Below are 25393 nucleotides of genomic sequence, written 5' to 3' on the forward strand. Positions count from 1 at the left end.
GGACTCGGGTCTGTTCAATCATCGCCAGATCCTGAGAGGATTTAGAGGAAAGCATGTACTACAACGATTTTGCGGGTTGGGTGCGGGAGCAACTCGATGCAGGTCCGTACAGCGACGACACCGATGCTGCCCGGAAATTAGGAGTACCGCCTTCGACCGTTGTGCGATGGCTCGGCATGCGTTATCCGACACGGGCAACGACCAGACAAGTCGCAACACTCTTCGACGTACCGATTCACGAGGTGCTCGTTGCCGGCGGCTACATGACACCCGACGAAGCCACCAGCGTCACCTTCAGGCGCGGCGACCTCGGCACCGAACGTTCACCTGCGACTGTGGCACCCCGTGTTCGCGGGCGTCGCAGGTGAGATCAGTGCCCCCGAAGAGCCGCGACAAGCGAGGGAAGCGATTTCGCGGAACGGTTCATTTCATGGACTACGGAGAGTGCCAATTTCAACTGTGCGGCCTCCCAACCTGGAGTTGAATTATCCATCGGCAGAGGACAAGTGAGTCCCCAGTTGAAACCTCCACCGTTTCTATTCGGAGTGTGAACTCGAACCCTATATATCCGGCAATTCGTGGCATGTTGAAGTGCAACTGCCATACTGCTCGATAGTTGCACCAATCCGATCGCGGATTGTGTACCGAATCAGGGGGCATAGTGAGAACCAAACTGGCGATTTCTATCTGCTTGTCCGCCGCATTGTTGTTGGCTGGGTGTGGGTCCGATTCAGTCGAAGGCGCTGCGCAAGCGGGGGACAGCGCAGTGGCCTCATCGCCGACCACGACGATTGCATCCGCGCCGGATGTCTGTTCGGGCAAACAGGACTGTGTGTCTTTGGCTGTGGTGGATGTCGACGGTGACAGCAAAGATGATTCGATCGGCCGTGCAGGTGGTCAGATTGTGGTGCTGACAGCTACCGGCATCGAAGCTGCGGTAGCCGGTACGGACTCCAAGTTACTGACCGAACCGAAGGTGCAGGACGCGGCAGGGTTTGTCGGAGCGTGGGACGTTGACGGTGTGCCGGGTGCGGAGGTTGTTGTCGCCACGAAGGAGCTCGGCGGCTCTGCCTCATACAAGGTCTGGTCGTGGGAGGACGCGAATTTGGCCGTCATGTCACCACCCGCGTCGTTGTACGAAGGCAATCCCGTCGAGTGGAAACTGCATCGAGGTGAAGGGGCCGAGACCGCGGTTCGTTGTACCGGCGACCCGTCCAGGCCGATCGAGGTCTGGAATTTCACTGCGCCGTACGGCGGAAGTTCCTCGCAACCGGCGATGAAGGTGACTTCGTACAGCTACGACACTGCGAACGGTGGTCAGTTCGGTGACGGTTCCCTGTTCGGGGACGAGCAGAGTTTCTCCGCGGAACCCCAAGATCTCGGACAGATGACCGGATGGCCGTGGCTGTGTGGGGCAAACGCTGTCGATCCCGCAACGGTTGCGACAGTCAAATGCGGAACGACCCCGAAAGTCGCGGCGATATCGGCCGGCCTCGACCGGGTGCCAGCCGCAACTCAGATTCCCGGTATCGAGTGGACTTTCCTGGGGGAGACGAACTTCGATCCTTGCGCCGATCTGAGCTACGCGATCGCCGAAACCAATGGCGGGACCGGTAGTTCGCCGCAGCACGTGATGTTCTTCCACCGTGGGGAGTATCAAGGGACAGCTACGGCGTGTTCTTTCGGCTTTACATCGGTGATTGATTCCACCAGCGACAGCGTGACGGTTCAGTACAAGTGGCCGCGAGGGATGGACTCGAATGCGAACCCGACAGGTCTGGCTACCGCGACTTTCGCATGGGACGGCGACGGGGTCGTGATGCAGAATGACCTTCCTGCAGAGTTGCTCGAGGTCAGTGGTTGCAAGTAGCGGTTTGACGACGGATGGTCACATCCTGGTGTGAGCCGCGGGCGCGCTAACCACGCAGCCGAGGTCGGAAGGCCGAAAGCTCATGCGCGACTTGGCTCTCGCCGTTGAGAACGCGGCGGCAGGCGGCTTCGGTATCGGCGTCGAAACTGCCACCGGACAGAAGGACGGCCGCCTTGGCGACACTGATGGCTTCCTCGTCACCGCAGGTATGCGCGCTATCGGGGCTATCCACCTTCCTCCGGCTTCCTGCAAAGTGTCTGTTACTCAGTGTGATTCAGAAAGTCTCGGGAGCAAATCGAGATACGTCGAGTCGATTAGACCCGGAACGGGCGTCAGAATCGCTTCTGAGGATCAACGCGAGTTATTCGGGTCGTAGTCTCGAGCTTCCACAACGACGTTTCAGGGCTGGAACAGTCTGTGCCGGGCCTCGGTTACTCGCCGATTCACGCCGGCGCACTATCGAGTGGCGATCCTTCTTGGCGCGTTTGCGGGCCTTCGAATCTCCGAAGCGGCCGCGACGCTTGTCGACGATGTCGACTTCACCAGGGGAGTAGTTCACCCGAAGCGGCAGTGGCCAGACAAGCCGTTGAAGACACAGAGGATTGACGTGCCGATTCCATTGCCGCAGTCTCTGGCGCCTCATGTTGTCGGCGTCGGTGCAGCAGTGGCCCCATGAGCACATGGTGACGAACGGATTGGGGAATGCCGCGGGACCGTGGTTGATCGAACGTGCGTTGCGCGCTGTGAAGGACTCGGGGGGACGTCGACCTTCCCGACGAGTTCACATTCCACGACTTGCGCCACTATCTTGCCTCGCTGCTCATTGCGGCGGGCGCAGACGAGTCCACCCGCTCGGCGATCGATGCTGTGATCACCAAGCGGGTGGACTCGTCTAAAGATGCTGCGGATGCTGTGCGGACGGAAGGCTAGGTCAGCCGGTCCCGTCGCAGATCAGCGACCGATGCGGATCACACGTCGTAGTAGAGCTCGAACTCGTACGGGTGCGGACGCAGGTTGACCGGAGCGATTTCCTGCTCACGCTTGAGCGAGATCCAGGTCTCGATCAGGTCGGTGGTGAAGACGCCACCCTCGGTCAGGTACTCGTGATCGGCTTCGAGGCGGTTGATGACCGTCTCGAGGCTGGTCGGAGCCTGCGGGATGTTGCGAGCCTCCTCCGGGGGAAGCTCGTAGAGGTCCTTGTCGACCGGAGCCATCGGCTCGATCTTGTTCTTGATGCCGTCCAGGCCGGCCATCATCTGTGCAGCGAAGTTGAGGTACGGGTTACCCGAGGAGTCGGGTGCGCGGAACTCGAGACGCTTTGCCTTCGGGTTGTTGCCCGTGATCGGGATACGGACAGCTGCCGAGCGGTTGCGCTGGCTGTACACGAGGTTGATGGGAGCTTCGTAGCCCGGCACCAGGCGGTGGTACGAGTTGATCGTCGGGTTGGTGAAGGCCAACAGCGACGGAGCGTGGTGCAGGATGCCGCCGATGTAGTGGCGAGCCATGTCCGAGAGGCCTGCGTAGCCCGACTCGTCGTGGAAGAGAGGCTTGCCGTCCTTCCACAGGGACTGGTGGACGTGCATGCCCGAGCCGTTGTCACCGAAGAGCGGCTTCGGCATGAAGGTTGCGGACTTGCCGTGCTGCCAGCAGGTGTTCTTGACGATGTACTTGAACAGCTGCAGGTCGTCAGCAGCTGCGAGCAGCGTGTTGAACTTGTAGTTGATCTCCTGCTGTCCGCCGGTGCCGACCTCGTGGTGGCCGCGCTCGAGCTCGAAGCCTGCGTTGGTCAGGTTGGTGGAGATCTCGTCGCGCAGGTCGACGTAGTGGTCGTACGGAGCGACGGGGAAGTAGCCGCCCTTGGCGCGAACCTTGTAACCGAGGTTCGGGGAGCCGTCGGCGTTGGTCTCTGCGCCGGTGTTCCAGGAACCGGAGATGGAATCCAGCTCGTAGAAAGCGGAGTTCATGCCGGAGTCGTAGCGAACCGAGTCGAAGATGTAGAACTCGGCCTCGGCGCCGAAGAATGCGGTGTCCGCGATGCCGGTGCTGACCAAGTACTCCTCGGCCTTGCGGGCAACGTTGCGCGGGTCGCGGCTGTAGGACTCACGGGTGAACGGGTCGTGCACGAAGAAGTTGATGTTGAGGGTCTTCGCCTTGCGGAAGGGGTCGATCTGCGCCGTGGTGACGTCGGGAAGCAACATCATGTCGGACTCGTGGATCGACTGGAATCCGCGGACCGAAGATCCGTCGAATGCGAGGCCGTCCTCGAACACGTCCTGGTTGAAAGCAGACGCCGGGATCGAGAAGTGCTGCTGGACGCCGGGCAGGTCGCTGAACCGAATGTCGACGTACTCGATGTTCTCGTCCGCGATGTACTTGATGACCTCTTCGGCCGTGGTGAACGCCACGCTTGTGCTCCTTAAGTCGCTTCAGCCAAGTGATGTCGGTTGAATCCGTCGAGGCAGACGGTAGGGAGCTGGTGTTGCCCGCTCGTCAACCCTTTGTTTCGGCAGTGTTACGCGTCGCAGCATCCTGGGGATTTCCGAAGTCCATGTGACCGGCCACACAGTTAAAACCCGGCAAATCTGGACTACGGTGCTGCGACGCCTATCCTGGACAGCATGGCACGTATCACCGGAACTTGGCTCTCTGGGCCACAAGCAGCTTTGCCGAAGAGCGCGGACGGCCGTGAGCAGTCGTACCGCGGCGAGCTCCTCGGTTTCCCTCAGGAGGGTCCGGGTTCGCTGGTCGGTTCGGGCCGTCGTATCGCGGCACTGTTGGTGGACTGGGTGATGGCCGTGGGAGTGGCCTCGCTCATCACCGGTGACTTCTTCGACGGCATGACCTCGACGGTCACGCTGATGGTGTGGTTCGCCGTCGGTGTCGTCACCGTGGCGCTGTTCAACTTCACCCCGGGGCAGTTCGTCCTCGGACTTCAGGTCGCGCGAATCGAAGGCCCGATCCGAGTGGGCTTCCTGCGCGCGTTGGGACGTCAGGCGCTGCTGGTGTTCGTCATTCCCGCGACCATCACCGACATCGACGGTCGCGGTATGCAGGACCGCGCGACCGGCACTTTGCTCGTGAAGTCGCGCTGACACAAACTTCTCGAACGAAGAAAGACCCGGGTCCGTATGGGCCCGGGTCTTTCGTTTTGCTGTGGGGGAGTGTCAGCGACGACGAATGGTTCGCTGCATTCCCTTCATCTTCGCGCCTCCGGGCATCGGGCCCTTGGGAAGCGCTGCTCCGCCGCCGCGTGCGCTCAGCGCAGCGAGGCGACCTTCGATGTTGTCCATACGCTTTGTGTCGATGTTGCGAGGCAGCTTGTTCAGGTAACGCTGAAGCTGCGAGAGCGGAACTTGGCCCTCGTCGTTGCCGATGATGATGTCGTAGATCGGGGTGTCGCCGATGAGGCGAGCGGTCTTCTTCTTCTCCTGAGCGAGGAGGCCCTTGACGCGTTGCGGCGAACCCTCGGCGACGAGGATGACACCCGGCCGTCCGACGACGCGGTGAACGGCGTCGAGCTGGGTGGTGCCGGCGACGGCGTTCGTGACGCGCCACGCGCCCTGCATGTTGTCGAGGGCCCACGCAGCGGCACCGGCCTGACCTTCAGCTTTCTTGTACACCGATTTCTGGACGCGGCGACCGAAGATGATGAAGGCACCGAGGAGACCGAGAACGATGCCGATCGGCAGCAGGAACCACTGAAGGCCCCAGATGAGACCGACCAGGAAGAAGACCAGAGCCGCACCGACGAGGGTGCCGATCATCAGCGGCAGGAGGAGCTTGTCGTCCTTGCGCTGCATCTGGAATGCCTGCCAGAGCTGAGTTCTACGTTCCTTGGAAGCCTGCTTGCGGGCAGCCTTCGCTGCAGCCTTTGCCTCTTTGGTGGGTTTGCCCTTACCGGATTTGCTGCCGTTCGCCATGTACCCAGGATACGTCCATTGCTGTGCGCCTTTACTAACCGCCCGCGGTTAATAAAGGCGCACAGCAAAAAAGTGGATCAGCGATTCAGGCGCGCCATGAGCGAGCTGGCTTCCTGGGAAGCGTCTCCGCCCTCGGTGAGATGACGCTGCGCCTCGGGAAGTTCACGGCCGTGATGTGCCATGGCCTGCGCATACAGGCGCCCGGCGCGGTACGACGAGCGAACCAACGGGCCGGCCATGACGCCGGCGAAGCCCATCTCTTCTGCAGCCTTGGAGTGTGCGACGAACTCCTCGGGCTTGACCCACCGCTCGACGGGGTGGTGCCGGGGCGAGGGGCGCAGGTACTGGGTGATGGTGAGGATGTCGCAACCGGCGGCGTGGAGATCTGCCATCGCCTCGGTGACCTCTTCCGGGGTTTCGCCCATACCGAGGATCAGGTTGGACTTGGTGACCAGTCCGTAGTCGCGTGCTGCGGTGATGACGTCGAGGCTGCGCTGGTACCGGAAGGCCGGACGGATCCGCTTGAAGATGCGGGGGACGGTCTCGAGGTTGTGTGCGAGGACCTCGGGGCGTGAGGCGAAGACCTCGTCGAGCAGTTCGGGCTTGCCGTTGAAGTCCGGAACCAGGTTCTCGACGCCGGTGCCCGGGTTGAGTTCGTGAATCTTGCGGACGGTCTCGGCGTAGAGCCAGGCGCCGCCGTCGGGGAGGTCGTCGCGGGCGACGCCGGTGATCGTGGAGTACCGAAGTCCCATGGCCTGAACGCTTTCGGCGACGCGACGGGGCTCGTCGCGGTCGAGGGCTTCGGGCTTGCCGGTGTCGATCTGGCAGAAGTCGCAGCGGCGTGTGCACTGCTCGCCGCCGATCAGGAAGGTGGCTTCGCGGTCTTCCCAGCATTCGTAGATGTTGGGGCAGCCTGCTTCCTCGCAGACGGTGTGCAAACCTTCACGCTTGACCAGGCCCTTGAGCTCCGTGTACTCGGGGCCCATCTTTGCGCGGGTCTTGATCCAGTTGGGTTTGCGTTCGATGGGCGTCTCCGCGTTTCGGATCTCGAGACGGAGCAGCTTACGTCCTTCTGGGGCGATAGTCACGACAGTGATCCTACGCCCGGTGATTACTGCAACGGGGTTCGGGCGAGCCCGTCAGCTGTACTGAACGGTAGTAAAAGTCGGAGTAGGCGAGGCGCTTTCGAAGGTGACGCGCTCGACGTTCCGTTCGGTGACGGGCATGGTTCCGTCGAGAGCAGCGATCACTGCCTCGGTCACGGCGGGAGTGACTTCGTCCACGGTGACGTCGCGACCGAGTTCCTGCGACAGCGTTGTCACCCCGGCGTCACGGATGCCGCAAGGAATGATGTTGTCGAATCCGGTCAGGACCGAGTTGCAGTTCAGGGCGAAGCCGTGCAGTGCCACGCCCCGTTGGACGCGCACGCCGATGGCGGACACCTTGCGCTCGGGCTTCCATTGTCGGTTCGCAGTGTCGGCAGGCAGCCAGACTCCGGAGCGGCCGTCGATGCGCCCGCAGTTCAGGCCGAGGTTCGTGCATACGGTGATCAGTGCTTCTTCGATGCGTCGGACGTATCGCACCACGTCGATGGGCTCGGCCAGTTTCACGATCGGATATCCGACCAGCTGGCCGGGGCCGTGCCAGGTGATCTTCCCGCCGCGGTCGACATCGATGACAGGTGTGCCGTCGACGGGACGATCTTCGGGTTCCGTGCGTCGTCCTGCCGTGTACACCGGCGGGTGTTCGAGGAGCAGTAGCGTGTCCGGTCCGATGTCGTCTGCCCGCGCTGCCGCGAGCTCACGCTGGCGGTCCCACGCGGCGTTGTAGTCGATCAAACCGAGTTGCTCGACGGCGATCGGCAGTTTCGAGAACCGGGCGGAAACGGCAGCGCTGCTCATGGACGTAGAGATTACGCCCGACTTCGGAATCATCCGAGTGCGGCCGCCAGCGCTTCGCCGATCGTGTTGTGGCGGAAGGAGAATCCCGCCTTTTCCAAAGCCGCGGGAATGGCTCGCTGGCCACCGAGGATGCCGCTCTTGGCGAATTCTCCGATCAACGCTTCGAGAGCGAACCCGGGAACGATCCAGGGAGCCGGTCGGTGGACCGCACGGGACATGGCGTCATTGAACTGGGCGTTGGTGACAGGGGCCGGACCAGTCAGGTTGACGGGACCGGAGAGTTCGGAATTCGTGAGCGCGAACTTGATCGCGTCGCACTCGTCCTCGAGTGAGATCCACGGAAAGTACTGGCGACCGTTGCCCAGTCGTCCGCCGAGACCGAACGAATAGATGCGTCGAAGCCGACCGAGCATGCCGCCGTGGGGTGAAATCACGACGCCCGAGCGCAGATTGACCACGCGGGCTCCCGCCTTGCGCGCGGGCTCGGTGGCAAGTTCCCAATCGCGACACGTCGTGGCGAGGAAGTCGGTACCTGCCGGCGAATCCTCGTCGACGATCTTGTCGCCGGTGTCGCCGTAATAGCCGACGGCGCTTGCGTTGGCGAGTACAGGAACCTTCTGACTTGCGACAGCTTCGGCCAGGACATCGGTCGCGACGATGCGGCTGTCACGAATCGCTTGCTTGTAGGAACCCGACCACCGTTTGTCGCCGATGCCGACGCCGCAGAGGTTCACGACGGCGTCAGCGCCTTGCAAGACGGAGAGGTCCAGACGATCGTGGTCCGGGTCCCAACGCGATTCGTCGGGGCCGGCGGTCGACCGTCGCACCAGACGTACGACGTCGTGGTTGTCGGAGCGCAACGATGACACCAAGGCCGTTCCGATCAAACCGGACGAGCCGGCGATGACTACTCGCATTCGGAAAGCCTCCTTCGATTCAGCCTGCTTCGATATCCGAACGTATATATCCGACCGTACTGAAAAAGCCGGGGCGCCACCTCCTGATGGAGATGACGCCCCGGCCGGCCGAGCAGATGCTTACAAGCCCAGATCAGCTTCGAACGAGGCTTCTTCCAACCGCTGCTTCACAGTGGTGAGGAATCGGCCCGCGTCGGCACCGTCGACGAGACGGTGATCGTAGGTAAGCGGCAAGTAGATCATCGAGCGAACGCCGATGGACTCGTTGCCGTTCTCGTCGGTGACCACCATCGGACGCTTGACAATAGCGCCGGTTCCGAGCATGGCCGCCTGCGGCGGTACCAGGATCGGGGTGTCGAACAGCGCGCCCTGGCTGCCGATGTTGGTGATGGTGAACGTTCCACCCGAGAGCTCGTCCGGCTTTAGGCCACCCGAGCGTGCACGCTTCGCGATGTCGGCGATGGCGCGGGCCAAGCCGGCAAGGCCGAGATCGCCGGCGTTGTGGATGACGGGGGAGAGCAAGCCCTGATCGGTGTCCACTGCGATGCCGAGGTGCTCAGCGTCGTAGTAGGTGATCTGCTTGGCAGCCTCGTCGTAGCTGGCGTTGATGTTCGGGTGCGACTTCAGCGCCTCGACGACTGCCTTGGCGAAGAACGGAAGGAACGTCAGGTTGACGCCTTCGCGCTCGATGAAGCCGGCCTTGGCGCGGGCCCGCAGGGCGACGATCTTGGTGACGTCCACCTCGAAGGTCTGCGTGAGCTGAGCGGTGTTCTGCAGCGACTCACGTGTCTTGGTGGCCGTGATCTGCCGAATGCGGTTGGCCTTCTGCGTGGTTCCGCGCAGGTGTGCCAGTTCCGGTCGGACGCCTGCGGCTGCGGTGGCGGCCGGTGCGGCCGCAGGTGCTGCAGCAGCAGGAGCAGCGGCGGCGGGAGCCTTCTTGGCCTCGGCAGCGGCGAGCACGTCCTGCTTGCGGATGCGGCCGCCGACGCCGGTGCCGGTGACGGTCGCGAGGTCGACGCCGTTATCCGTCGCGAGCTTGCGCACGAGCGGGGTGACGTACGGGCTGCTGTCGCCGGAAGCTGCGGGGGCAGCCGCCGGTGCGGGAGCTGCAGCAGGCTTCGGAGCGGGCGCAGCCGGTGCGGCAGCAGGCTTGGGCGCTTCGGCCTTGGGTGCTTCAGCCTTGGGCGCCGGCGGTGCGGCCGGTGCTGCGGGAGCAGCCTTGGGTGCCGGAGCCGCGGCGGGTGCGCCGGATCCGACGACGGCCAGCTGGCCACCGATTTCGACGGTGTCGTCTTCCTGCGCATTGATCTCGAGCAGGATTCCGGCGACGGGAGACGGAATCTCGGTGTCGACCTTGTCGGTCGAGACTTCGAGCAGCGCCTCGTCGACGGCAACTTCGTCGCCGACGGCCTTGAGCCAGCGGGTGACGGTGCCTTCGGTGACGGACTCGCCGAGGGCGGGCATCGTCACGGCGGTGCCTTCAGCGGAACCACCGGAAGCAGCGGGTGCCTCGGCAGCGGGAGCTTCTTCGGCGGGTGCCTCGGCAGCCGGGGCTTCCTCGGCGGGAGCTTCTTCTGCGGCGGGAGCGGGTGCTTCTGCCTCGGGTGCTGCGGCTTCGCCGGCTTCACCGATCTGGGCGAGCTCGCCACCGATTTCCACGGTGTCGTCTTCCTGCGCGACGATCTTGGTCAGGACGCCGGCGACGGGAGACGGAATCTCGGTGTCGACCTTGTCCGTGGAGACTTCGAGCAAGGGTTCGTCGACTTCGACCGTGTCTCCTTCCTGCTTGAGCCACCGTGTGACAGTTCCCTCGGTGACGCTCTCACCTAGGGCTGGCATCTGGACGGAGAAGGCCATGTCTTTTGACTCCTCGACAGTTGTGTTCGGGTTGTTGAATTTTGTCGACTTGTGGTCGTAATGCATTGTGCTCGAGTGGCGCGCGACGTGCGGCTACTTGTAGCTATTTTGCCGATGTCGACGCGCGGGCGCGGCGTCACCGTCGTTCATCTTTCCATTGATACGCCGGGCGTGTCCGATGAGGGGGATGCCGTCCGTTTCGGGTGTGTCGGCTACTGGCGAGTAGGTATGCGTCGGGGGTCCGACTGTAACGTCGTAAGCGGACCAAACGGTATGTCGTGCGCAGGCACAACGGACATCGCCTGGCAAACTTGACATATCGCCGGGGTGCATCCGCGGCGTCGGTACCGAGGAGGGTACGACCGTGGGACTGTTCGATCGTTTCAAGCGTCCGCCGAGTGCGGCCCAGGCCGCAGCGCAGAGTGATGCGGATCATCTGGCCAATTGGGCGCACTCGCACGAAGGCGTAGAGGCGTACGTGGAACCTCAGACGACGGTGACCGAGGTGACCGTCGTGCTCGTAGCGAAGGACGGGGAGTGGACTCGTCGCCGAGTCGGCGGCGAGCGCGGTGCCCGCAAATTGGGACAGGACTTGAAGATCCCGGTCTACGACGTCCGCAAAACGGGATATCCGCAGCGTATGCGCGATCACGACGAGCGTAAGCGCATCGAGCGCAAGCGGGCCCGGGAGCAGGAATTGCGCGACGGCGCGTGAACTGCTGTGCGCCTTTATTAACCGCGGGGGGTTGATAAAGGCGCACAGCAGGTGGTCAGCCGTTGACCGCGATGTCCTCCAGGACCGAGATCATCGTGCGAACGGGAACGCCGGTGCCGCCCTTGCCGGTGTAACCCCACGGCCCTGACGTGTTGTACGCCGGACCTGCGACGTCGATGTGCGCCCACTGGACACCCTCGGGAACGAATTCCTTGAGGTAGTGAGCTGCGACCAGCATGCCGCCCCAGCGGTGCGGGGTGACGTTGGCCATGTCGGCGACCTTGGAGTCGAGATCTCCGCGCAGTTCTTCGGGCAGGGGCATGGCCCAGCCGTTCTCGCCGACGCTCTGCGAGATGGAGGCGACACGGTCACGGAACTCGTCCGTGCCCATGACGCCGGGGGTGCGGTTGCCGAGCGCGACCATCTGCGCACCGGTCAGGGTGGCGGTGTCGATCATGTAGTCGGGGTTGTCCTCACCCGCGCGAACCATCGCGTCGGCAAGAATCAAACGGCCCTCGGCGTCGGTGTTGACGACCTCGATGGTGATTCCGCCGTACTGGGTCAACACGTCGCCGGGACGCTGCGCGGTCGCGGACGGCATGTTCTCGGCCATCGGAACGTATGCGACGACGTTGACGGGCAGGCCGAGCTTTGCGGCAAGCACGACGGTGGAGATGACGGCTGCGGCGCCGCCCATGTCCGAAGTCATGTTCTCCATACCGGCGGCAGGCTTGATGGAGATTCCGCCGGTGTCGAAGGTGATGCCCTTACCCACCAGCGCGACCTTGCGGGCGCCACGCTTCTTCGACGCGTATTCGAGCCGGACGAGACGAGGCTGGCGTGACGAGCCCTTGCCGACGCCGATGATTCCGCCGTAGCCACCCTTCTCGAGTGCCTTCTCGTCGAGAACCTGGACGGTGAGCCCGGCCTCGACGCCCAGTGCCTTCGCGCGCGCGGCGAACTCGGCGGGGTAGAGGTGGCTGGGGGGAGTGTTGACGAACTCGCGTGCGGTGGCGACGGCTTCGGCGATGGCAGCCGACCGTGCCAGCGTTGCCTTGGTCTCCTTCGTGCGCGGCGATGGCACCAGAAGTTCGACGCGGGCGAGTGGCTGCGAATCAGGGCCGGGAGCCGTCATCGAGGACTTGAATTCGGTGAAGCTGTACGCGCCCAACGCAAATCCCTCAGCAGCGGCACCGAGGTCGAGGATCGAGAGCGTGGTTGCGACGGTGTCGATGCCGGACAGCGAGCGAGCCGCAGCGCCGGCGGACTTGCGGATCTGCTCACTGCCGAGCCTGTCGGCGGAGCCGAGTCCGACGGCGAGGACGCTGGTGACCGACAGCGCGCTCGGTGCCGGGACGCGAGTGAGCTGCTCGGGCTTGCCGGTGGCGCCGACGGCGATGAGGCTGTCGAGGATCTCGGCAAGCACGTCCTCGTCGACGATGCCTTCGCTGAGTGCGATTTCGGGGCCGTCCGGACCCGACGTCAGGCCGACGACCAATATCTCTGCGCGCTTGGCGACTGTGCCGGCGAGAACGAGGTCGGGTCCCAACGATCGGGCTGTGCGAGTGCTCAAGGTGTCTCCTGTGAGGTGAGTGTGCGATGCGTCCGGTTCTGGCGGATGCCTGAGTCGATGTTAGGCCCTTTGCAGTTTGCGGACGGGCGATCGTCTCGGCCGGGTGAGCTCTCGCTGCGGACATGTTTCGATCGGGGAAGTCCGATAGGTTGTGGGCCATGACCGACGAACAACTGTTGCAGGGCCCGATCCACCCCGTCCACGTCGAACTCGGTGCGACGTTCGCGCCGTTCGGGGGGTGGCAGATGCCGGTTTCCTACGCCGGCGTCGTGGCCGAACACACCTCTGTGCGTGAGAATGTCGGACTCTTCGACGTCAGTCACCTCGGCAAGGCCGTCGTGCGTGGCGCGGGCGCCGCAGAATTCGTGAACTCCGCACTGACCAACGATCTGAACAAGATCGGGCCGGGCAAGGCTCAGTACACGTTGTGCTGCAACGAGTCCGGTGGCGTCATTGACGACCTCATCGCGTACTACGTCAGCGACGACGAGATCTTCCTCGTCCCGAATGCTGCCAATACCGCGGACGTCGTTGCGGCGCTGGTCGCTGTGGCACCGGACGGAATCACCGTCGAGGATCAGCATCGTGCCTACGGTGTGCTTGCTGTTCAGGGTCCGAAATCGGTGGCTGTTCTGACGGCGCTGGGACTTCCCACCGAGATCGAGTACATGGCGTACGAAGATGCGGAATGGAACGGCGTGCCCGTTCGTGTGTGCCGCAGTGGTTACACCGGTGAGGTCGGCTACGAACTCCTGCCGCGGTGGGAGGACAGCGAGCCGTTGTTCCGCGCGCTTCTCGAGGCAGTGCGCGCCGAGGGTGGGCAGGCCGCCGGGCTCGGCGCCCGCGACACTCTTCGTACCGAGATGGGTTATCCGCTGCACGGGCATGAGCTTTCGCTCGAGATTTCTCCGCTCGAAGCGCGCTGCGGATGGGCGATCGGTTGGAAGAAGCCGACATTCTGGGGCAAAGAGACCTTGACCGACGAGAAGGCTGCCGGCCCGGCTCGCAAACTCTGGGGGATCAAGGCTCTCGATCGCGGTGTGCTGCGGGCCGGCCTCGGTGTTCTGCGTGACGGCGAGGCAATCGGCGAGACCACCTCGGGAACGTTTTCACCGTCCCTCAAAGTGGGAATTGCGTTGGCGCTCCTGGATTCCGGAGCCAATGTCGCGGCCGGTGACGAGATCGAAGTCGACGTCCGTGGTCGCGCTCTTCGGTGCGTCGTGGTCTCTCCTCCGTTCGTGGAGACCAACACCAAGTAGAGAGCTTTTTCACGTTCGATAGGATTGCGCCCATGACAGGTGCCGCCGATTTCGTTCGTGTTCAGAGCTCGTCCCCGAAGTCCGACGCCGAGCGCCGTGACATTTTGGCGGCGCCCGGCTTCGGGCGGCACTTCACCGACCACATGGTCTCGATCGACTACACCGCAGGCAAGGGCTGGCACGACGCCCAGGTGTTGCCGTACGGAAACATCGAGCTCGATCCGGCCGCAATGGTTTTGCACTACGGACAGGCCATCTTCGAGGGCCTCAAGGCATACCGCCAGCCGGGTGGCGAGATCAGCTCGTTCCGCGTCGAGGCCAACGCCGAGCGTTTCGCAGCATCTGCGCGCCGTCTCGCCATGCCCGAACTGCCGGCGCAGATGTTCATCGATTCCATCACCGAACTGATCGACGTCGATCTCGACTGGGTTCCCGCTGCCGGCGGCGAGGACGCGCTCTACCTCCGTCCGTTCATGTTCTCCACCGAAGCCGGACTCGGCGTCCGTCCCGCCGACGAGTACCGCTACCTGCTGATCGCCTCGCCCGCCGGGGCGTACTTCCCGCGTGGGGTGAAGCCGGTCAGTGTGTGGCTGTCCACCGAATACGTTCGCGCAGCCCCCGGCGGGACCGGCGCAGCCAAGTTCGCAGGCAACTACGCCGCTTCGCTCCTCGCCCAGGCGCAAGCTGCCGACGAGGGTTGCGACCAGGTGGTCTGGCTCGACGCCATCGAGCGCACGTACGTCGAGGAAATGGGTGGAATGAACCTGTTCTTCGTCTTCGGTTCCGGTCCCGACGCTCGCCTCGTGACGCCGTCGCTGTCCGGTTCGTTGCTGCCCGGCATCACGCGCAACTCGCTGCTCGCCCTCGCTGCCGATTCCGGCTTTGCCGTCGAAGAGCGCAAGATCAGCACCGACGAATGGCGGACCAAGTGCAAGAGCGGAGAAATCACCGAGGTCTTCGCTTGTGGCACAGCAGCAGTCATCACCCCCGTCGGACGCGTGAAGTCCGCCGAGGGTGAGTTCACCATCGCCGACGGCGAGCCGGGTGAAGTGACGATGGCACTGCGCGACACCCTCACGGGTATTCAGCGCGGCACCTTCGCCGACACTCACGGCTGGATGACCAAGCTTCACTGATCGCTGGTTCGTTCCGCGAGCAATCGCTCGCGGAAGAACAGCAGAATCTCGTCTCGAGCGACAGTGGTGGGCGACCCTGCCTCGTCGACGAGATGAGCCGTCACCACGCTGTGTGGATTGGCGATGACGTGTTCGAAGAACGGTGACGTTGTCGCGTTGGCCGCTTCGTTGGGGAGTACCGTCCCGACGAAGCGCTCGCCCAAGGCCTTCGAGTAGGCCGCGAATCGTTGTGCGCGGCAGAACGGGTCACCTTGAAAGCGGTATGCCAGCACCGTGAGGTCTTCGGCCTCGAGTCTGGAGCGCACGGCTTCGAGTTCTTCTGGCCCGCTGTCGGTTTCGTCCGGTCGATCGAGCGGTAACGACGGTTGGGCGAGAACCGGTGCAACGACCGAAGGTTCTAGCATCATCGACAACGCGAAGTTACCGGTGAAGCACATCCCGATCACTCCGACGCCAGGGCCTCCGCATTCCACATGGGCCGAAGCGGCGAGTGAACGCAGCCAACGGACCGCCGGGCTCGGTTCGTCGGCAGCGAGGGCGCGAAACTCCGCACTGACGCAGGCCCTCTTGAATACCGTCAGACCCTCGTCCACTGTGGGGACTGCTCCGTCGCGGCCGAACAGTGACGGAACAAAGACAGTGAAGCCGGCGTCGCGCACCCAGCGGGCGAATCGTGCAACATGCGGGCTGATGCCCGGCATTTCCGGCATGACAATTACCGCGGGACCGGTGCCCGCCACGTACACGGACTTCGTCACTGCGTCGATGGTGATCGTTCGACGGTCGAAGTCGTCGAGCGGATCGTCTCTGGTCATGCTCCGGTTCGGCACGGTGAGCCCTCTCGGTAGTCGAAACAATTCCTCTGCACAGTCTTTCGGCGAGGGATCAACTACAGAAGAGGGCGGTTCGCCACGTTTTCGGGCGGGCTCGCCACGTAGGGCCTATCCGGCGCCGCCGTTGCGGAATCGCTTTCGGTAGTCGGCCGGGCTCATGCCGACGCGGTCGGTGAACAGGCGACGGAAGGTTCCAGGATCCTGATAGCCGATGTGCCCCAGGATCTTTCCGAGAGACCAGTCGGTCGATTCCAACAACCGTTTCGCTTTTCGGATCCGTGCACGCTGCAGATAACTGCGCGGCGATTCCCCGGTCTCGTCCTTGAACTTCCGAAGCATGGTTCGGGTGCTGAGGTGAAAAGCATCCGACAGCAGATCCAAGTCGTATGGCTCCGCGATCCGTTCGACCAACCAACTTCCGACGTCGTCGGCGAACTGTGTGTGATTGACGGGCAGCATCGAGTCGACGATGTACGGAGATTGACTGGTTCGATTTTCCGGCGCCAGAGTGATTCTTGCAGTCGTTCGCGCAATCTTGTCGCCGAGATGCTCGCGCACGAGTGCTGTTGCGAGGTCGAGCGCGGCAGTGAACGCCGCAGTGGTGGTGACGCCGTCGTCATGGACGATCAGAGACTCGGTTCGAACCGTCGCACCGGGGTACCGACTCGCGAGGTCGGTACCGTACAGCCACGACGTCGTACATCGGCGTCCGTCGAGCAGTCCGGCCTCACCCAGGAGATACGCGCCGACGCAGACCGACGACACCCGAACGCCGCGAGCCTCGCTGGCACGGATGAACTCGATTTCTCTGTCCCACAGGGACAAACGCGTCGCGGGGTCTTCGGACGGTACGAGCTCGAACCCTGGCACCACCAGGTGATCGAAGTCGTGATGCCACTCCTGTGCGCCGATCGAAAATCCGCCTGCCGCAACGACGGACGTGCCGGACGCCGAGATGACCGATACCGCGAAGGGGTCGGTGGACGCTCCGTCAGCGACGCGATTGGCGATCAGGAGAAGGTCGGTGAGAACGAAGATCTCGGCCGCCAGGCAACCTTCGTACGCAAGGACTCCGACTCGCACGACGTCGGATCACAGTCCGAGAGTGAGGCCGACGGCCGTCAGCGTCACCGTGAGTTCGAGCGCGAATCCGAGAACATCTCCGTTGAGTCCGCCGAATCTGCGGACGCAGTGACGCACGCACAGCACACTGACCAGCAGCGCCGACGCGGTCACGAGAGGGCCGAGCCACCACCGGTCGGTGGCAAAGGCAGAAGCGGCGATCAGCGGAACCGACCATACGATTGCGGCCCACAGCGGTTGCGAATCGGCGACGAGCGCACCGAATCCGCTCGGGCTCGATGCGAGAATGCCTCGGCGGCAGGCGAACACGACGGCCACACGACCCGCGGCGACAGATACGAGCACCGCGATCCACTGCGTGGGGGAGTCGGCAACAGCGAGGACGCCGAAGGAGACCGATTGCAGCCCGAGGAAGATGAAGAGTGCCGCGACCCCGAACGGTCCGGCACCGCCGCTGTGCATGACTTCGCGGGCGCGCTCCGGGGGACCGTAACAACCCAGTCCGTCGACGGAGTCTGCCAGTCCGTCCACGTGCATCCCGCGGGTGCCGAGAGCGAGCGCACCTACTGTCAGCAAGCCTGCGAGATAGGGATTCAGGCCGATACTGGTTGTGCCCCAGAGGACGAACGCCGCGGCAATGCCGAGAGCGATTCCGGTGAGCGGAGCTGCCGCGATGGCGCGACGACCGGCCGTGCGATCGATGTCGGAGGGGCCGCGAACCGGAAGAACCGTCAGCCACGAGAATGCGAGCGGCACTCCGGACAGCGGGCCCGCCACGCTCACTCCGCCGTATCGGTCTTGGTCAGGTCGATCGACTCGGATTCGTCGGCAGGTGCGCTGCCCTGAGTGCTGACACCGGCTTCGGAGAATGTCGCCATCTTGCTCAGGATTGCCACGGCGCCCTGAAGAATCGGGAGCGCAGTCACTGCACCTGAACCCTCGCCGAGTCGCATGTCGAACTCGACGATCGGGTCGAGACCCATTCGCGTCAATGCGATGGAGTGTGCGGGTTCGGTGGAGCGATGCCCGGCGACCCACCATTCACGTGCGCCGAAAGCCAACTCGTCGGCGACCATGGCGGCTGCGGTGACGACAACACCGTCGAGGATCACCGGTGTACGACGCGAAGCTGCCTGGGCCAGGAAGCCGGCCATTGCAGCGAGGTCGGCACCCGAAGACGTGCGCAGCAGCGCGACTGTGTCGCGAACGTGCGGACGGGCGCGCCGGAGAGCGTCGCGAATTGCGGCGGTCTTGCGGATCCATCCGGCGTCGTCGATACCGGTACCTCGACCCACGACCGCGACAGGTTCGCTGTCCGTGAGGGCGGCGATGAGTACGGTGGCGGGCGTCGTGTTGCCGATGCCCATGTCGCCGGCGATGAGAAGATCTGCGCCCCCGTCGATTTCCTCGTCCGCGATCGCTCGGCCGGCGGCGATGGCCTGGAGTGTTTCCTCGTTCGACATGGCGTCTTCGCGGTCGATGGACCCGGAAGATCTGCGTACCTTGTGGCTCGAGACGGACGGATCGGTATCGCCGTCCACTGCGATGTCGACGACGCGAACAGTGGCGCCGGCAACCTCGGCGAGGACGTTGACTGCCGCGCCGCCCCCGAGGAAGTTCGCGACCATCTGTGCGGTCACTTCCGGGGGATAGGCGGAGACACCGTTGCGGGCGATTCCGTGATCACCGGCGAAGACGACGACGCGAGGCCGGGTGAAAGCATGTGGGGGACAAACACCTTGGCAGGCTGATGCCCAACCGGCGAGAGCCTCCAATCGGCCCAATGAGCCGGCCGGCTTGGTCAGATCACGCTGTCGTGCGTCGGCCTGCGCGCGCACGTCACGGTCGGGTGGGGTGACGGGTTCGAAGTCGGCGCTACTGACGGGAGCGACGTCAGGGTTGGCATCTGGACTGGCCTCGGTACTCACATCGCGCCTTCCGGTTGTGCAGCAGTATCTTTCAAGATGAGCGGTAACCCCGCAACCACTAGTACGACACGATCGCACACCGCGGCGATACGAGCGTTGAGGGTGCCGATCTCGTCGCGGAACAATCGTCCCGACCGAGTCTCGGGGATGACGGCCAAACCCACTTCGGGGCTGACCAGCACCAGGGGACCGCGGTAGTTCTCGACGCTGGCGACAAGGCTGTCCGCCGCGGGAGTGATGGTGCCGCGCGGTGCGTCCCAGGCGCTCTGACGATCAAGTTCCGTGGTCAGCCACGTTCCCAGATCGTCGACCAACGTCGCTGTGTGTGAATCGCTTTCGAGTTGCGCCGCGAGGTCACCCGCGTCTGCGGTTTCGACCGTCGACCAATGAGAAGGCCGTCTGTTGCGGTGCTGGTCGATCCGGCTTTCCCAGTCTGCGTCGGAGACATCGCGTCTGGCTGTCGCCAGGTACCGGATCGGCACCGAACGCTCGGGTAATTGGCCTGCACAAACCAAATCCTCGGCGTGCGCGGACTTACCAGACCGCGCGCCGCCGAGGACCAAAGTTCTATACGTGTTCGTCACGCTCAGATTGCGTCGCCCGGCCCCACACGAGGCTTCGGTGCGCGCAGCTTACGGATCTGCGACGCGCGAACGAACGCGTACCAGCCGAGCTTGAATCCGCCGTCGGTGCTGTCGGGGAAGCGCTCGGCGACGCGGTTGTTGATCATGCGACCGAGCCAGATGCCTTCACCGACCATGAAGAGCATCATCACGAGCATTGCCAGCGTGACGATCTGCTGGAGCGCGGGCGTGACGAACATCGTCATGATGAGGATCAATGCGAGCGGCATGAACAGCCCGACGAGGTTGCGGCGAGCGTCGATGAAATCACGGACGTAGGCGCGAACCGGTCCCTTGTCGCGGGGGAGCAGGTACTTGTCCTCGCCGGCGAGCATGCGGGCGCGGCGGTCTGCCGACGAAGCGCGACGCTCGGCGGCTTCGGCCTTGCGGTCCTCCTTGGAGCCGCGGGTCGCCTTGCGGCGGGCGCGGGCTTCCTTCGCGGTCAGCGGGGCAGGAGCAACGGGGCCACGCCTCTTCGCCTCGGCGTCGCGACGCTTGGGTGTAGGGCGGCCCTTGCCCACCTGCTCGATGGGCGCCTCTTCGGAGGCCGAGGATGCCTCAGTGCCCTCGACGTCACGTTTGTCGGAGTTGTCTGAGTCACCGCGGCGTAGCAATTTCACACCTCCAGGCTATTGGATAAGTGCATGGTCTGGGAAACCGACCTCGGTCTTTCTGAAAAACTCGATCGCCCGAGACGTTGAAACGCGCGAGATCGTGAAACATCGGGGTCATTCGGGACTCTTAGACTTCGGTTATGCGGGTAATAGTTGCTCCGGATTCATTCGGCGAAACCCTGACTGCCGTCGCGGCGGCCGAGTCCATTTCTGCCGGTTGGCGGCGCGGTCGACCCGGCGACGACGTCGTCACCGCGCCACAATCCGACGGCGGACCGGGATTCGTCGACGTGTTGGCAACAGCCGGAGGTGCCGTCCGGTCCGCGCGGGTGTCCGGACCGTTGACCTCGAGCGTCGACGCGCAGTGGCTGTTCGATTCGGGCACGGCGTACATCGAGTCCGCTCAGGCCGTCGGGCTCGGTCTACTCGAAGGACCGCCGACGCGCGAGAGTGCGCTCGCAGCGCACAGTCGCGGTGTCGGAGAACTGATCGCGCTCGCCCTCGATGCCGGCGCGAGGACGATTGTGGTCGGACTCGGCGGGAGTTGCTGCACGGACGGGGGACGTGGGCTGGTGGAGGCGCTGGGCGGCTTGGAGGCGGCGACGGCGGCCACGGAGGGCGTTCGGTTGGTCGCAGCCACCGACGTAGAGCACGTTCTTCTCGGCGAGCATGGTGCGGCAGCGGTGTTCGGCCCGCAAAAAGGTGCCGACGCCGAGGCCGTTGCCGTTCTCGAAGCGCGGAATGCGACGTGGGCCGAGCAATTGGAGTCCGTCACCGGACAGCGAGTGTCGGAATTTCCGGGAGCCGGCGCCGCGGGTGGTATCGGTGCTGCGTTGTTCGCGCTCGGTGCACAGCGGCGATCCGGGGCCGACGTCGTCGCCGAGCGCACCGGGCAGGCAGCGCTATTGGCATCGGCTGACCTGGTGATCACTGGTGAAGGTAAGTTCGACCACCAATCTCTGCGAGGCAAACTCGTCACTGCGCTCGCGTCGGCCGGGGCGGCCCATAGCGTTCCGACGCTCGTCTTTGCCGGTCAGGTGACGCTCGCCGAGACGGACTATGGGTCGACCTCGATAGCCGCGGCGAAATCGGTGACGGAGTTCGCCGGGTCGGTGGACCGTGCGATGAAGGAAGCGTCGGCGTGTCTCGAGGGACTCGCCGAACACACGGCACGCGAGTGGAACATCTGGCGCGGCGGCCCGAGCTGAGGATCCACGAGCGTCGACGCGCCGTTGCCGTGTCGGGAAGACCGGATAGGATGAAGACGAATCGCACCCGGTAAGGACTGGCGGGAATAAGTCGGCAGCGGCGTACCGTTGAAGCGTTCACGGGTTGGTACGAACATTAGGGAGAGCCCATGACTGTGCAGAACGAGACCGCCACCCACGGCGTCAAGATGACCGAGGCCGCATCCGCCAAGGCGAAGGCCCTCTTCGATCAGGAGGGGCGCGACGACCTCGCGCTGCGTATTGCAGTGCAGCCCGGCGGCTGTGCCGGCCTGAAGTACCAGCTGTTCTTCGACGACCGCACACTCGACGGTGACCTCACCGTCGACTTCAACGGCGTCAACCTGGTTGTCGACCGGATGAGCGCGCCGTACGTCGAAGGTGCGTCCATCGACTTCCTCGACACCATCGAGCAGCAGGGCTTCTCGATCGACAACCCCAATGCAACAGGCTCTTGTGCCTGCGGTGACTCGTTCAACTGAGTCCGTCGATCACAACTAAATTCACGAACAACTGACGCGGAACCGACATTCGGTTTCGCGTCAGTTGTTTGTGGTGACTCGTACGTAGACCGTTCCGAACTGACGGCTCGGACGCCGAAGACGGCGCTACGGGCGGTAACGTGAACTTTTGCTCCTCTTTCATTCTTGTACTCACTTCGCTGAAAGGCCACGATCCGTGACTATTGCGGTAACCGGTTCCATCGCCACCGACCACTTGATGCGCTTTCCCGGCCGCTTCGCCGATCAGCTCCTCGCCGATCAGCTCGCCCACATTTCTCTGAGTTTCCTGGTGGACGACCTCGTGATTCGCCGCGGTGGCGTCGGCGGCAACATCGCCTACGCCATGGGCGTGCTCGGTGGATCGCCGCTGCTCGTCGGCGCGGTCGGTGCGGATTTCGCCGAATACCGCACGTGGCTCGAGGACAACGGCGTCGACTGCAGTGCCGTCCGCATTTCGGACAAGGCGCACACCGCGCGTTTCGTGTGCACCACCGACGAGGACATGGCGCAGATCGCGTCGTTCTACCCCGGTGCGATGAGCGAGGCCCGCGAGATCGAACTCGCTGCGGTGTCCAAGACCGCGGGTGCGCTCGATCTGGTACTGATCGGCGCCAACGACCCCGAGGCCATGGTTCGCCATACCGACGAATGCCGCGCGCTCGGGATTCCGTTCGCTGCGGATCCGTCGCAGCAGCTTGCCCGCTTGTCCGGTGACGAGGCCAAGGCGCTCATCCACGGCGCGAAGTACCTGTTCACCAACGAGTACGAGTGGGGTCTGCTTCAGCAGAAGACGGGTCTGAGCGAAGAAGAGATCCGCGCGCAGGTCGGTATCCGAGTCACCACCCTCGGCTCCAAGGGTGTGGAAATTGTTGATGCCGAAGGCAACTGGGTGCGCGTCGACGTAGTGCCCGAGACCGGCAAGGTTGATCCGACGGGCGTCGGCGACGGCTTCCGTGCCGGCTTCCTGCTCGCCCACGGTGCCGGCCTGAGCTTCGAGCGAGCCGCACAACTGGGATCTCTGGTTGCTGTATTGGTCCTCGAGACCGTCGGAACCCAGGAGTGGGTGTTCAACCGCGACGAGGCGCTCAAGCGTCTCACGGAGGCGTACGGCAGCGCGGCAGCGGACGAGATCGCGACGATCCTGCCGAAGTAGCGCTCCGCCCCGTGAGTGGTTGAGGAGTCCGGAGACTCCCTAACCGCTCACGGGGCCGAAGGCCTAGATGTTGACCGGGTACACCGGTTCCTGGATCTGCGGCACGATGCGCTTCTCCACGAAGATTCCGTGCCAGACCATGAAAGTCAGGACGGTCCACAGGCGTCGGCTGTGGTCGGACACGCCCTCTCGGTGATCGTTGAGCATCTTCACCACGGCCTGCTTGTCGAAGATGTGGTCGGTTCCCGACTCCTCGATCTGCAGATGTGCCCAGTCGAAGAGCTCGGTTCCGCGCAGCCAGTGGCGAAGCGGAACCGGGAATCCGAGCTTGGCGCGGTGCAGAACATGGTGCGGCACAATGCCTTCCAAGGCCTGACGCAGCGCGTACTTGGTCGTGTCCTTCGTGATCTTCTGATCGAGCGGTACGCGTGACGCGACGTCGAAGACCTCGGGATCGAGGAACGGCACACGCAGCTCCAGCGAGTTGGCCATCGTCATCTTGTCGGCCTTGACGAGGATGTCGCCTCGCAGCCACGTGAACAGGTCGAGATGCTGCATCCGGGCAACCGGATCCCAGTCCCGGGACTGCGCGTAGATCGGCGCGGTGACGTCCTGGTGAGTCCACTCCGGACGGAAATCGCGCAGGACGGCGCGGAGCTGAGCGTCGTTGAAGCTACGAGCGTTGCCGTAGTAGCGCTCCTCGAGGGTCAACGAACCGCGGTTGAGCAGACTCTTGCCGCGGGTGCCGTCCGGGATGCGTTCGGACAACTTGCCCGCAGCGCGACGCAATCCCTTGGGAAGGTACTCGAACGGCTTGAGCGACAACGGCTCACGGTAGATCGTGTAACCGCCGAACAGCTCGTCGGCGCCCTCGCCGGACAGCACGACCTTGACGTGCTTGCGTGCTTCCTTCGCGATGAACCACAGCGGAATCAATGCCGGATCGGCCACCGGGTCGTCGAGGTACCAGACGATCTCGGGAATGGCAGCGGCGAACTCGGCGGGGGAGACCACCTTGACGACGTGCTTCGCGCCGATCGCTGCGGCGGATTCTGCCGCGACGTCGACCTCGGAATAGCCCTCACGTTCGAAACCGGTCGTGAAGGTGATCAGGTTTGGGTTGTGGCGCATCGCCAATGCCGCGATCGCGGTGGAGTCGATACCGCCGGAGAGGAACGAGCCGACGGTGACGTCGGCGCGCATGTGCTTGGCGACCGAATCCTCGAGTGCTTCGGCGATTTCCTGGTAGCGCGCCTTCTCGGTGCCCGGTGCAAAAGGCTTGGCCGGGAACTTCGGTGTGAAGTACCGCGTGAACGTGGGCTCCTCGCCCGGACGCACCCGAGCGAAGCTGCCCGACTCCAGGCGTCGGATCTCCTTGTGCAGTGTTTCCGGCTCCGGTACGTACTGCAGAACGGTGTAGTGCTCGATGGCGCGCGGATCCAGCTCGGTGCCGATGCCGATCAGATCGGTGAGTTCGAGCAGACTCTTCTTCTCACTGCCGAACGCGGTGCCGCCGGCTCCGGTCGCAATGAAGAGTGGCTTGATACCGAACGGATCGCGTGCGATGAACAGCTCGCGTGTGTCGGTGTCCCAGATCGCGAACGCGAACATTCCGCGCAGGCGCCGGACCGCATCCTCACCCCAGTAGTGGAATGCAGCGACGATGGCCTCGGAGTCGCCCTCGGTGAAGAACTTGGCGTCGTGGTCCTTGACCAGTTCGGCACGGATCTCCAAGTAGTTGTAGATCTCGCCGTTGAACGTGAGCGCATAACGCTCCGGGTTCTCCGGCGGGCCCCAACGCAGCGGCTGGTGGGAATGAGCGATGTCGATGATCGCCAGGCGGTTGAACCCGAAGACGAGATGGTCGTCATTCCACGTCCCGTGTTCGTCCGGCCCGCGGTGACGAAGGCAATGCATCGCCTGGTCGACCCGCGAGACGGCGTCCTCGCTGGTTCCGCCAGATGTCAGTAGCCCGAGCAGTCCACACACAGCGTCCGGTTCCTCGATTCAGAATTTTTGTACAGAAGGCTCCCGGACACGAGTGTCGGGGAGAGGTCAACGAACTCTTGTCGAAAGTATGCCGCAGATCGACGTCCCTGCCGATCGCGGCGGAACGAATCGACGTGATGTGCGTCGCCGAAACGACCTGAGCCGTTCCTGAGCAGCACCTGAGAGAGCTGTGTGACGTCCGCCGCGACACGGGCGAGGACCCGAGGATGGATAGCGCCCGGCTTTGGTCTACGCTGCGTAGTAATTGGGCCTTCCCTCCGGGCGTGCCCTAG

General features: G+C 63.8%; 25 protein-coding genes. 10 read left to right on the forward strand and 15 right to left on the reverse strand.

From position 1 onward, the window contains the following. Nucleotides 1-53: 53 nt before the first annotated feature. Together DBV08_RS26035 and DBV08_RS26040 are read left to right on the forward strand one after the other, a co-directional pair. Nucleotides 54-368 carry a helix-turn-helix transcriptional regulator gene (locus tag DBV08_RS26035; RefSeq protein WP_124569328.1) on the forward strand — a complete coding sequence of 105 codons (315 nt, stop codon included), beginning with the start codon at nt 54-56 and terminating at the stop codon, nt 366-368. Nucleotides 369-661: 293 nt separating this feature from the next. After that, on the forward strand, nt 662-1870 hold the full coding sequence (locus DBV08_RS26040) for an LppP/LprE family lipoprotein (RefSeq protein ID WP_124569329.1): 1209 nt from the start codon (nt 662-664) through the stop codon (nt 1868-1870). 46 nt (nt 1871-1916) lie between these two features. On the opposite strand, the gene DBV08_RS26045 is transcribed toward DBV08_RS26040, so the two are convergent. Further along, nucleotides 1917-2102 carry a hypothetical protein gene (locus DBV08_RS26045; RefSeq protein ID WP_124569330.1) on the reverse strand — a complete coding sequence of 62 codons (186 nt, stop codon included), beginning with the start codon at nt 2100-2102 and terminating at the stop codon, nt 1917-1919. 563 nt (nt 2103-2665) lie between these two features. Here DBV08_RS26045 and DBV08_RS33025 point away from each other — a divergent pair. Continuing rightward, nucleotides 2666-2800, forward strand: a complete 135-nt coding sequence (locus DBV08_RS33025) for a hypothetical protein (protein ID WP_260395764.1) — start codon at nt 2666-2668, stop codon at nt 2798-2800. A gap of 38 nt (nt 2801-2838) precedes the next feature. Here the strand turns inward: DBV08_RS33025 and glnA are convergent, their stop codons facing one another. Beyond that, nucleotides 2839-4275 carry a type I glutamate--ammonia ligase gene (gene glnA, locus DBV08_RS26050; protein ID WP_003941609.1) on the reverse strand — a complete coding sequence of 479 codons (1437 nt, stop codon included), beginning with the start codon at nt 4273-4275 and terminating at the stop codon, nt 2839-2841. Nucleotides 4276-4488: 213 nt separating this feature from the next. Here glnA and DBV08_RS26055 point away from each other — a divergent pair, with 213 nt between their 5' ends. After that, complete coding sequence (locus DBV08_RS26055; RefSeq protein ID WP_124569331.1) at nt 4489-4962, forward strand: RDD family protein; 474 nt, start codon at nt 4489-4491, stop codon at nt 4960-4962. A gap of 72 nt (nt 4963-5034) precedes the next feature. Here DBV08_RS26055 and DBV08_RS26060 read toward each other — a convergent pair whose 3' ends face one another. From DBV08_RS26060 to sucB, 5 genes are all read right to left on the reverse strand, one after another. Continuing rightward, nucleotides 5035-5790: a DUF4191 domain-containing protein gene (locus DBV08_RS26060; protein ID WP_003941625.1), complete on the reverse strand. Its 756-nt coding sequence runs from the start codon at nt 5788-5790 to the stop codon at nt 5035-5037. Between the two features lie 77 nt (nt 5791-5867). Continuing rightward, the gene (gene lipA / locus DBV08_RS26065) at nt 5868-6878 is read right to left on the reverse strand and encodes a lipoyl synthase (protein WP_003941610.1); all 1011 of its coding nucleotides are present in this window, start codon (nt 6876-6878) and stop codon (nt 5868-5870) included. 51 nt (nt 6879-6929) lie between these two features. Then, a complete protein-coding gene (lipB, locus tag DBV08_RS26070; protein ID WP_124569332.1) occupies nt 6930-7691 on the reverse strand; it encodes a lipoyl(octanoyl) transferase LipB in 762 nt (253 codons plus the stop codon). Between the two features lie 29 nt (nt 7692-7720). Continuing rightward, on the reverse strand, nt 7721-8608 hold the full coding sequence (locus DBV08_RS26075; RefSeq protein ID WP_124569333.1) for a TIGR01777 family oxidoreductase: 888 nt from the start codon (nt 8606-8608) through the stop codon (nt 7721-7723). Nucleotides 8609-8728: 120 nt separating this feature from the next. Then, a complete protein-coding gene (sucB, locus tag DBV08_RS26080; RefSeq protein ID WP_124569334.1) occupies nt 8729-10465 on the reverse strand; it encodes a 2-oxoglutarate dehydrogenase, E2 component, dihydrolipoamide succinyltransferase in 1737 nt (578 codons plus the stop codon). 364 nt (nt 10466-10829) lie between these two features. Here sucB and DBV08_RS26085 point away from each other — a divergent pair, with 364 nt between their 5' ends. Beyond that, nucleotides 10830-11180 carry a hypothetical protein gene (locus DBV08_RS26085; RefSeq protein WP_003941713.1) on the forward strand — a complete coding sequence of 117 codons (351 nt, stop codon included), beginning with the start codon at nt 10830-10832 and terminating at the stop codon, nt 11178-11180. 55 nt (nt 11181-11235) lie between these two features. Here the strand turns inward: DBV08_RS26085 and DBV08_RS26090 are convergent, their stop codons facing one another. Further along, nucleotides 11236-12753 carry a leucyl aminopeptidase gene (locus tag DBV08_RS26090; protein WP_095969848.1) on the reverse strand — a complete coding sequence of 506 codons (1518 nt, stop codon included), beginning with the start codon at nt 12751-12753 and terminating at the stop codon, nt 11236-11238. A gap of 158 nt (nt 12754-12911) precedes the next feature. On the opposite strand from DBV08_RS26090, the gene gcvT reads away from it, so the two are divergent. Together gcvT and DBV08_RS26100 are read left to right on the forward strand one after the other, a co-directional pair. Further along, a complete protein-coding gene (gene gcvT / locus DBV08_RS26095; RefSeq protein WP_095969849.1) occupies nt 12912-14012 on the forward strand; it encodes a glycine cleavage system aminomethyltransferase GcvT in 1101 nt (366 codons plus the stop codon). A 32-nt stretch (nt 14013-14044) separates the two neighbouring features. After that, complete coding sequence (locus DBV08_RS26100; RefSeq protein ID WP_095969850.1) at nt 14045-15148, forward strand: branched-chain amino acid aminotransferase; 1104 nt, start codon at nt 14045-14047, stop codon at nt 15146-15148. Here the strand turns inward: DBV08_RS26100 and DBV08_RS26105 are convergent. The 6 genes from DBV08_RS26105 to DBV08_RS26130 all read right to left on the reverse strand — a co-directional run bounded on the left by DBV08_RS26105 (nt 15142) and on the right by DBV08_RS26130 (nt 20235). Next, a complete protein-coding gene (locus tag DBV08_RS26105) occupies nt 15142-15963 on the reverse strand; it encodes a dienelactone hydrolase family protein (RefSeq protein WP_124569335.1) in 822 nt (273 codons plus the stop codon). The genes DBV08_RS26100 and DBV08_RS26105 overlap by 7 nt on opposite strands. Nucleotides 15964-16089: 126 nt before the next feature. Next, on the reverse strand, nt 16090-17064 hold the full coding sequence (locus tag DBV08_RS26110) for a GlxA family transcriptional regulator (RefSeq protein WP_124569336.1): 975 nt from the start codon (nt 17062-17064) through the stop codon (nt 16090-16092). Between the two features lie 9 nt (nt 17065-17073). Then, the gene (locus DBV08_RS26115) at nt 17074-17841 is read right to left on the reverse strand and encodes an adenosylcobinamide-GDP ribazoletransferase (RefSeq protein WP_080656754.1); all 768 of its coding nucleotides are present in this window, start codon (nt 17839-17841) and stop codon (nt 17074-17076) included. 2 nt (nt 17842-17843) lie between these two features. After that, entirely contained in the window at nt 17844-18992 is a 1149-nt protein-coding gene (gene cobT, locus DBV08_RS26120; RefSeq protein WP_124569337.1) for a nicotinate-nucleotide--dimethylbenzimidazole phosphoribosyltransferase, read from the reverse strand. Next, a complete protein-coding gene (cobU, locus tag DBV08_RS26125; RefSeq protein ID WP_260395765.1) occupies nt 18989-19576 on the reverse strand; it encodes a bifunctional adenosylcobinamide kinase/adenosylcobinamide-phosphate guanylyltransferase in 588 nt (195 codons plus the stop codon). The genes cobT and cobU overlap by 4 nt, the downstream gene beginning before the upstream one ends. A 2-nt stretch (nt 19577-19578) precedes the next feature. Continuing rightward, a complete protein-coding gene (locus tag DBV08_RS26130) occupies nt 19579-20235 on the reverse strand; it encodes a DUF3043 domain-containing protein (protein WP_007730051.1) in 657 nt (218 codons plus the stop codon). 134 nt (nt 20236-20369) lie between these two features. On the opposite strand from DBV08_RS26130, the gene DBV08_RS26135 reads away from it, so the two are divergent. The 3 genes from DBV08_RS26135 (at nt 20370) to DBV08_RS26145 (ending at nt 23111) form a co-directional block, all read left to right on the forward strand. Then, nucleotides 20370-21437: a glycerate kinase gene (locus tag DBV08_RS26135; protein WP_124569338.1), complete on the forward strand. Its 1068-nt coding sequence runs from the start codon at nt 20370-20372 to the stop codon at nt 21435-21437. 149 nt (nt 21438-21586) lie between these two features. After that, on the forward strand, nt 21587-21937 hold the full coding sequence (locus DBV08_RS26140) for an iron-sulfur cluster assembly accessory protein (RefSeq protein ID WP_007730053.1): 351 nt from the start codon (nt 21587-21589) through the stop codon (nt 21935-21937). Between the two features lie 196 nt (nt 21938-22133). Next, nucleotides 22134-23111: a carbohydrate kinase family protein gene (locus tag DBV08_RS26145; protein ID WP_124569339.1), complete on the forward strand. Its 978-nt coding sequence runs from the start codon at nt 22134-22136 to the stop codon at nt 23109-23111. 63 nt (nt 23112-23174) lie between these two features. On the opposite strand, the gene asnB is transcribed toward DBV08_RS26145, so the two are convergent. Beyond that, a complete protein-coding gene (asnB, locus tag DBV08_RS26150; RefSeq protein WP_019748911.1) occupies nt 23175-25100 on the reverse strand; it encodes an asparagine synthase (glutamine-hydrolyzing) in 1926 nt (641 codons plus the stop codon). Between the last annotated feature and the right edge of the window lie 293 nt (nt 25101-25393).

The organism is Rhodococcus sp. KBW08 (assembly GCF_003852455.1).
Taxonomy (GTDB): Bacteria; Actinomycetota; Actinomycetes; order Mycobacteriales; family Mycobacteriaceae; genus Rhodococcus_F; species Rhodococcus_F baikonurensis.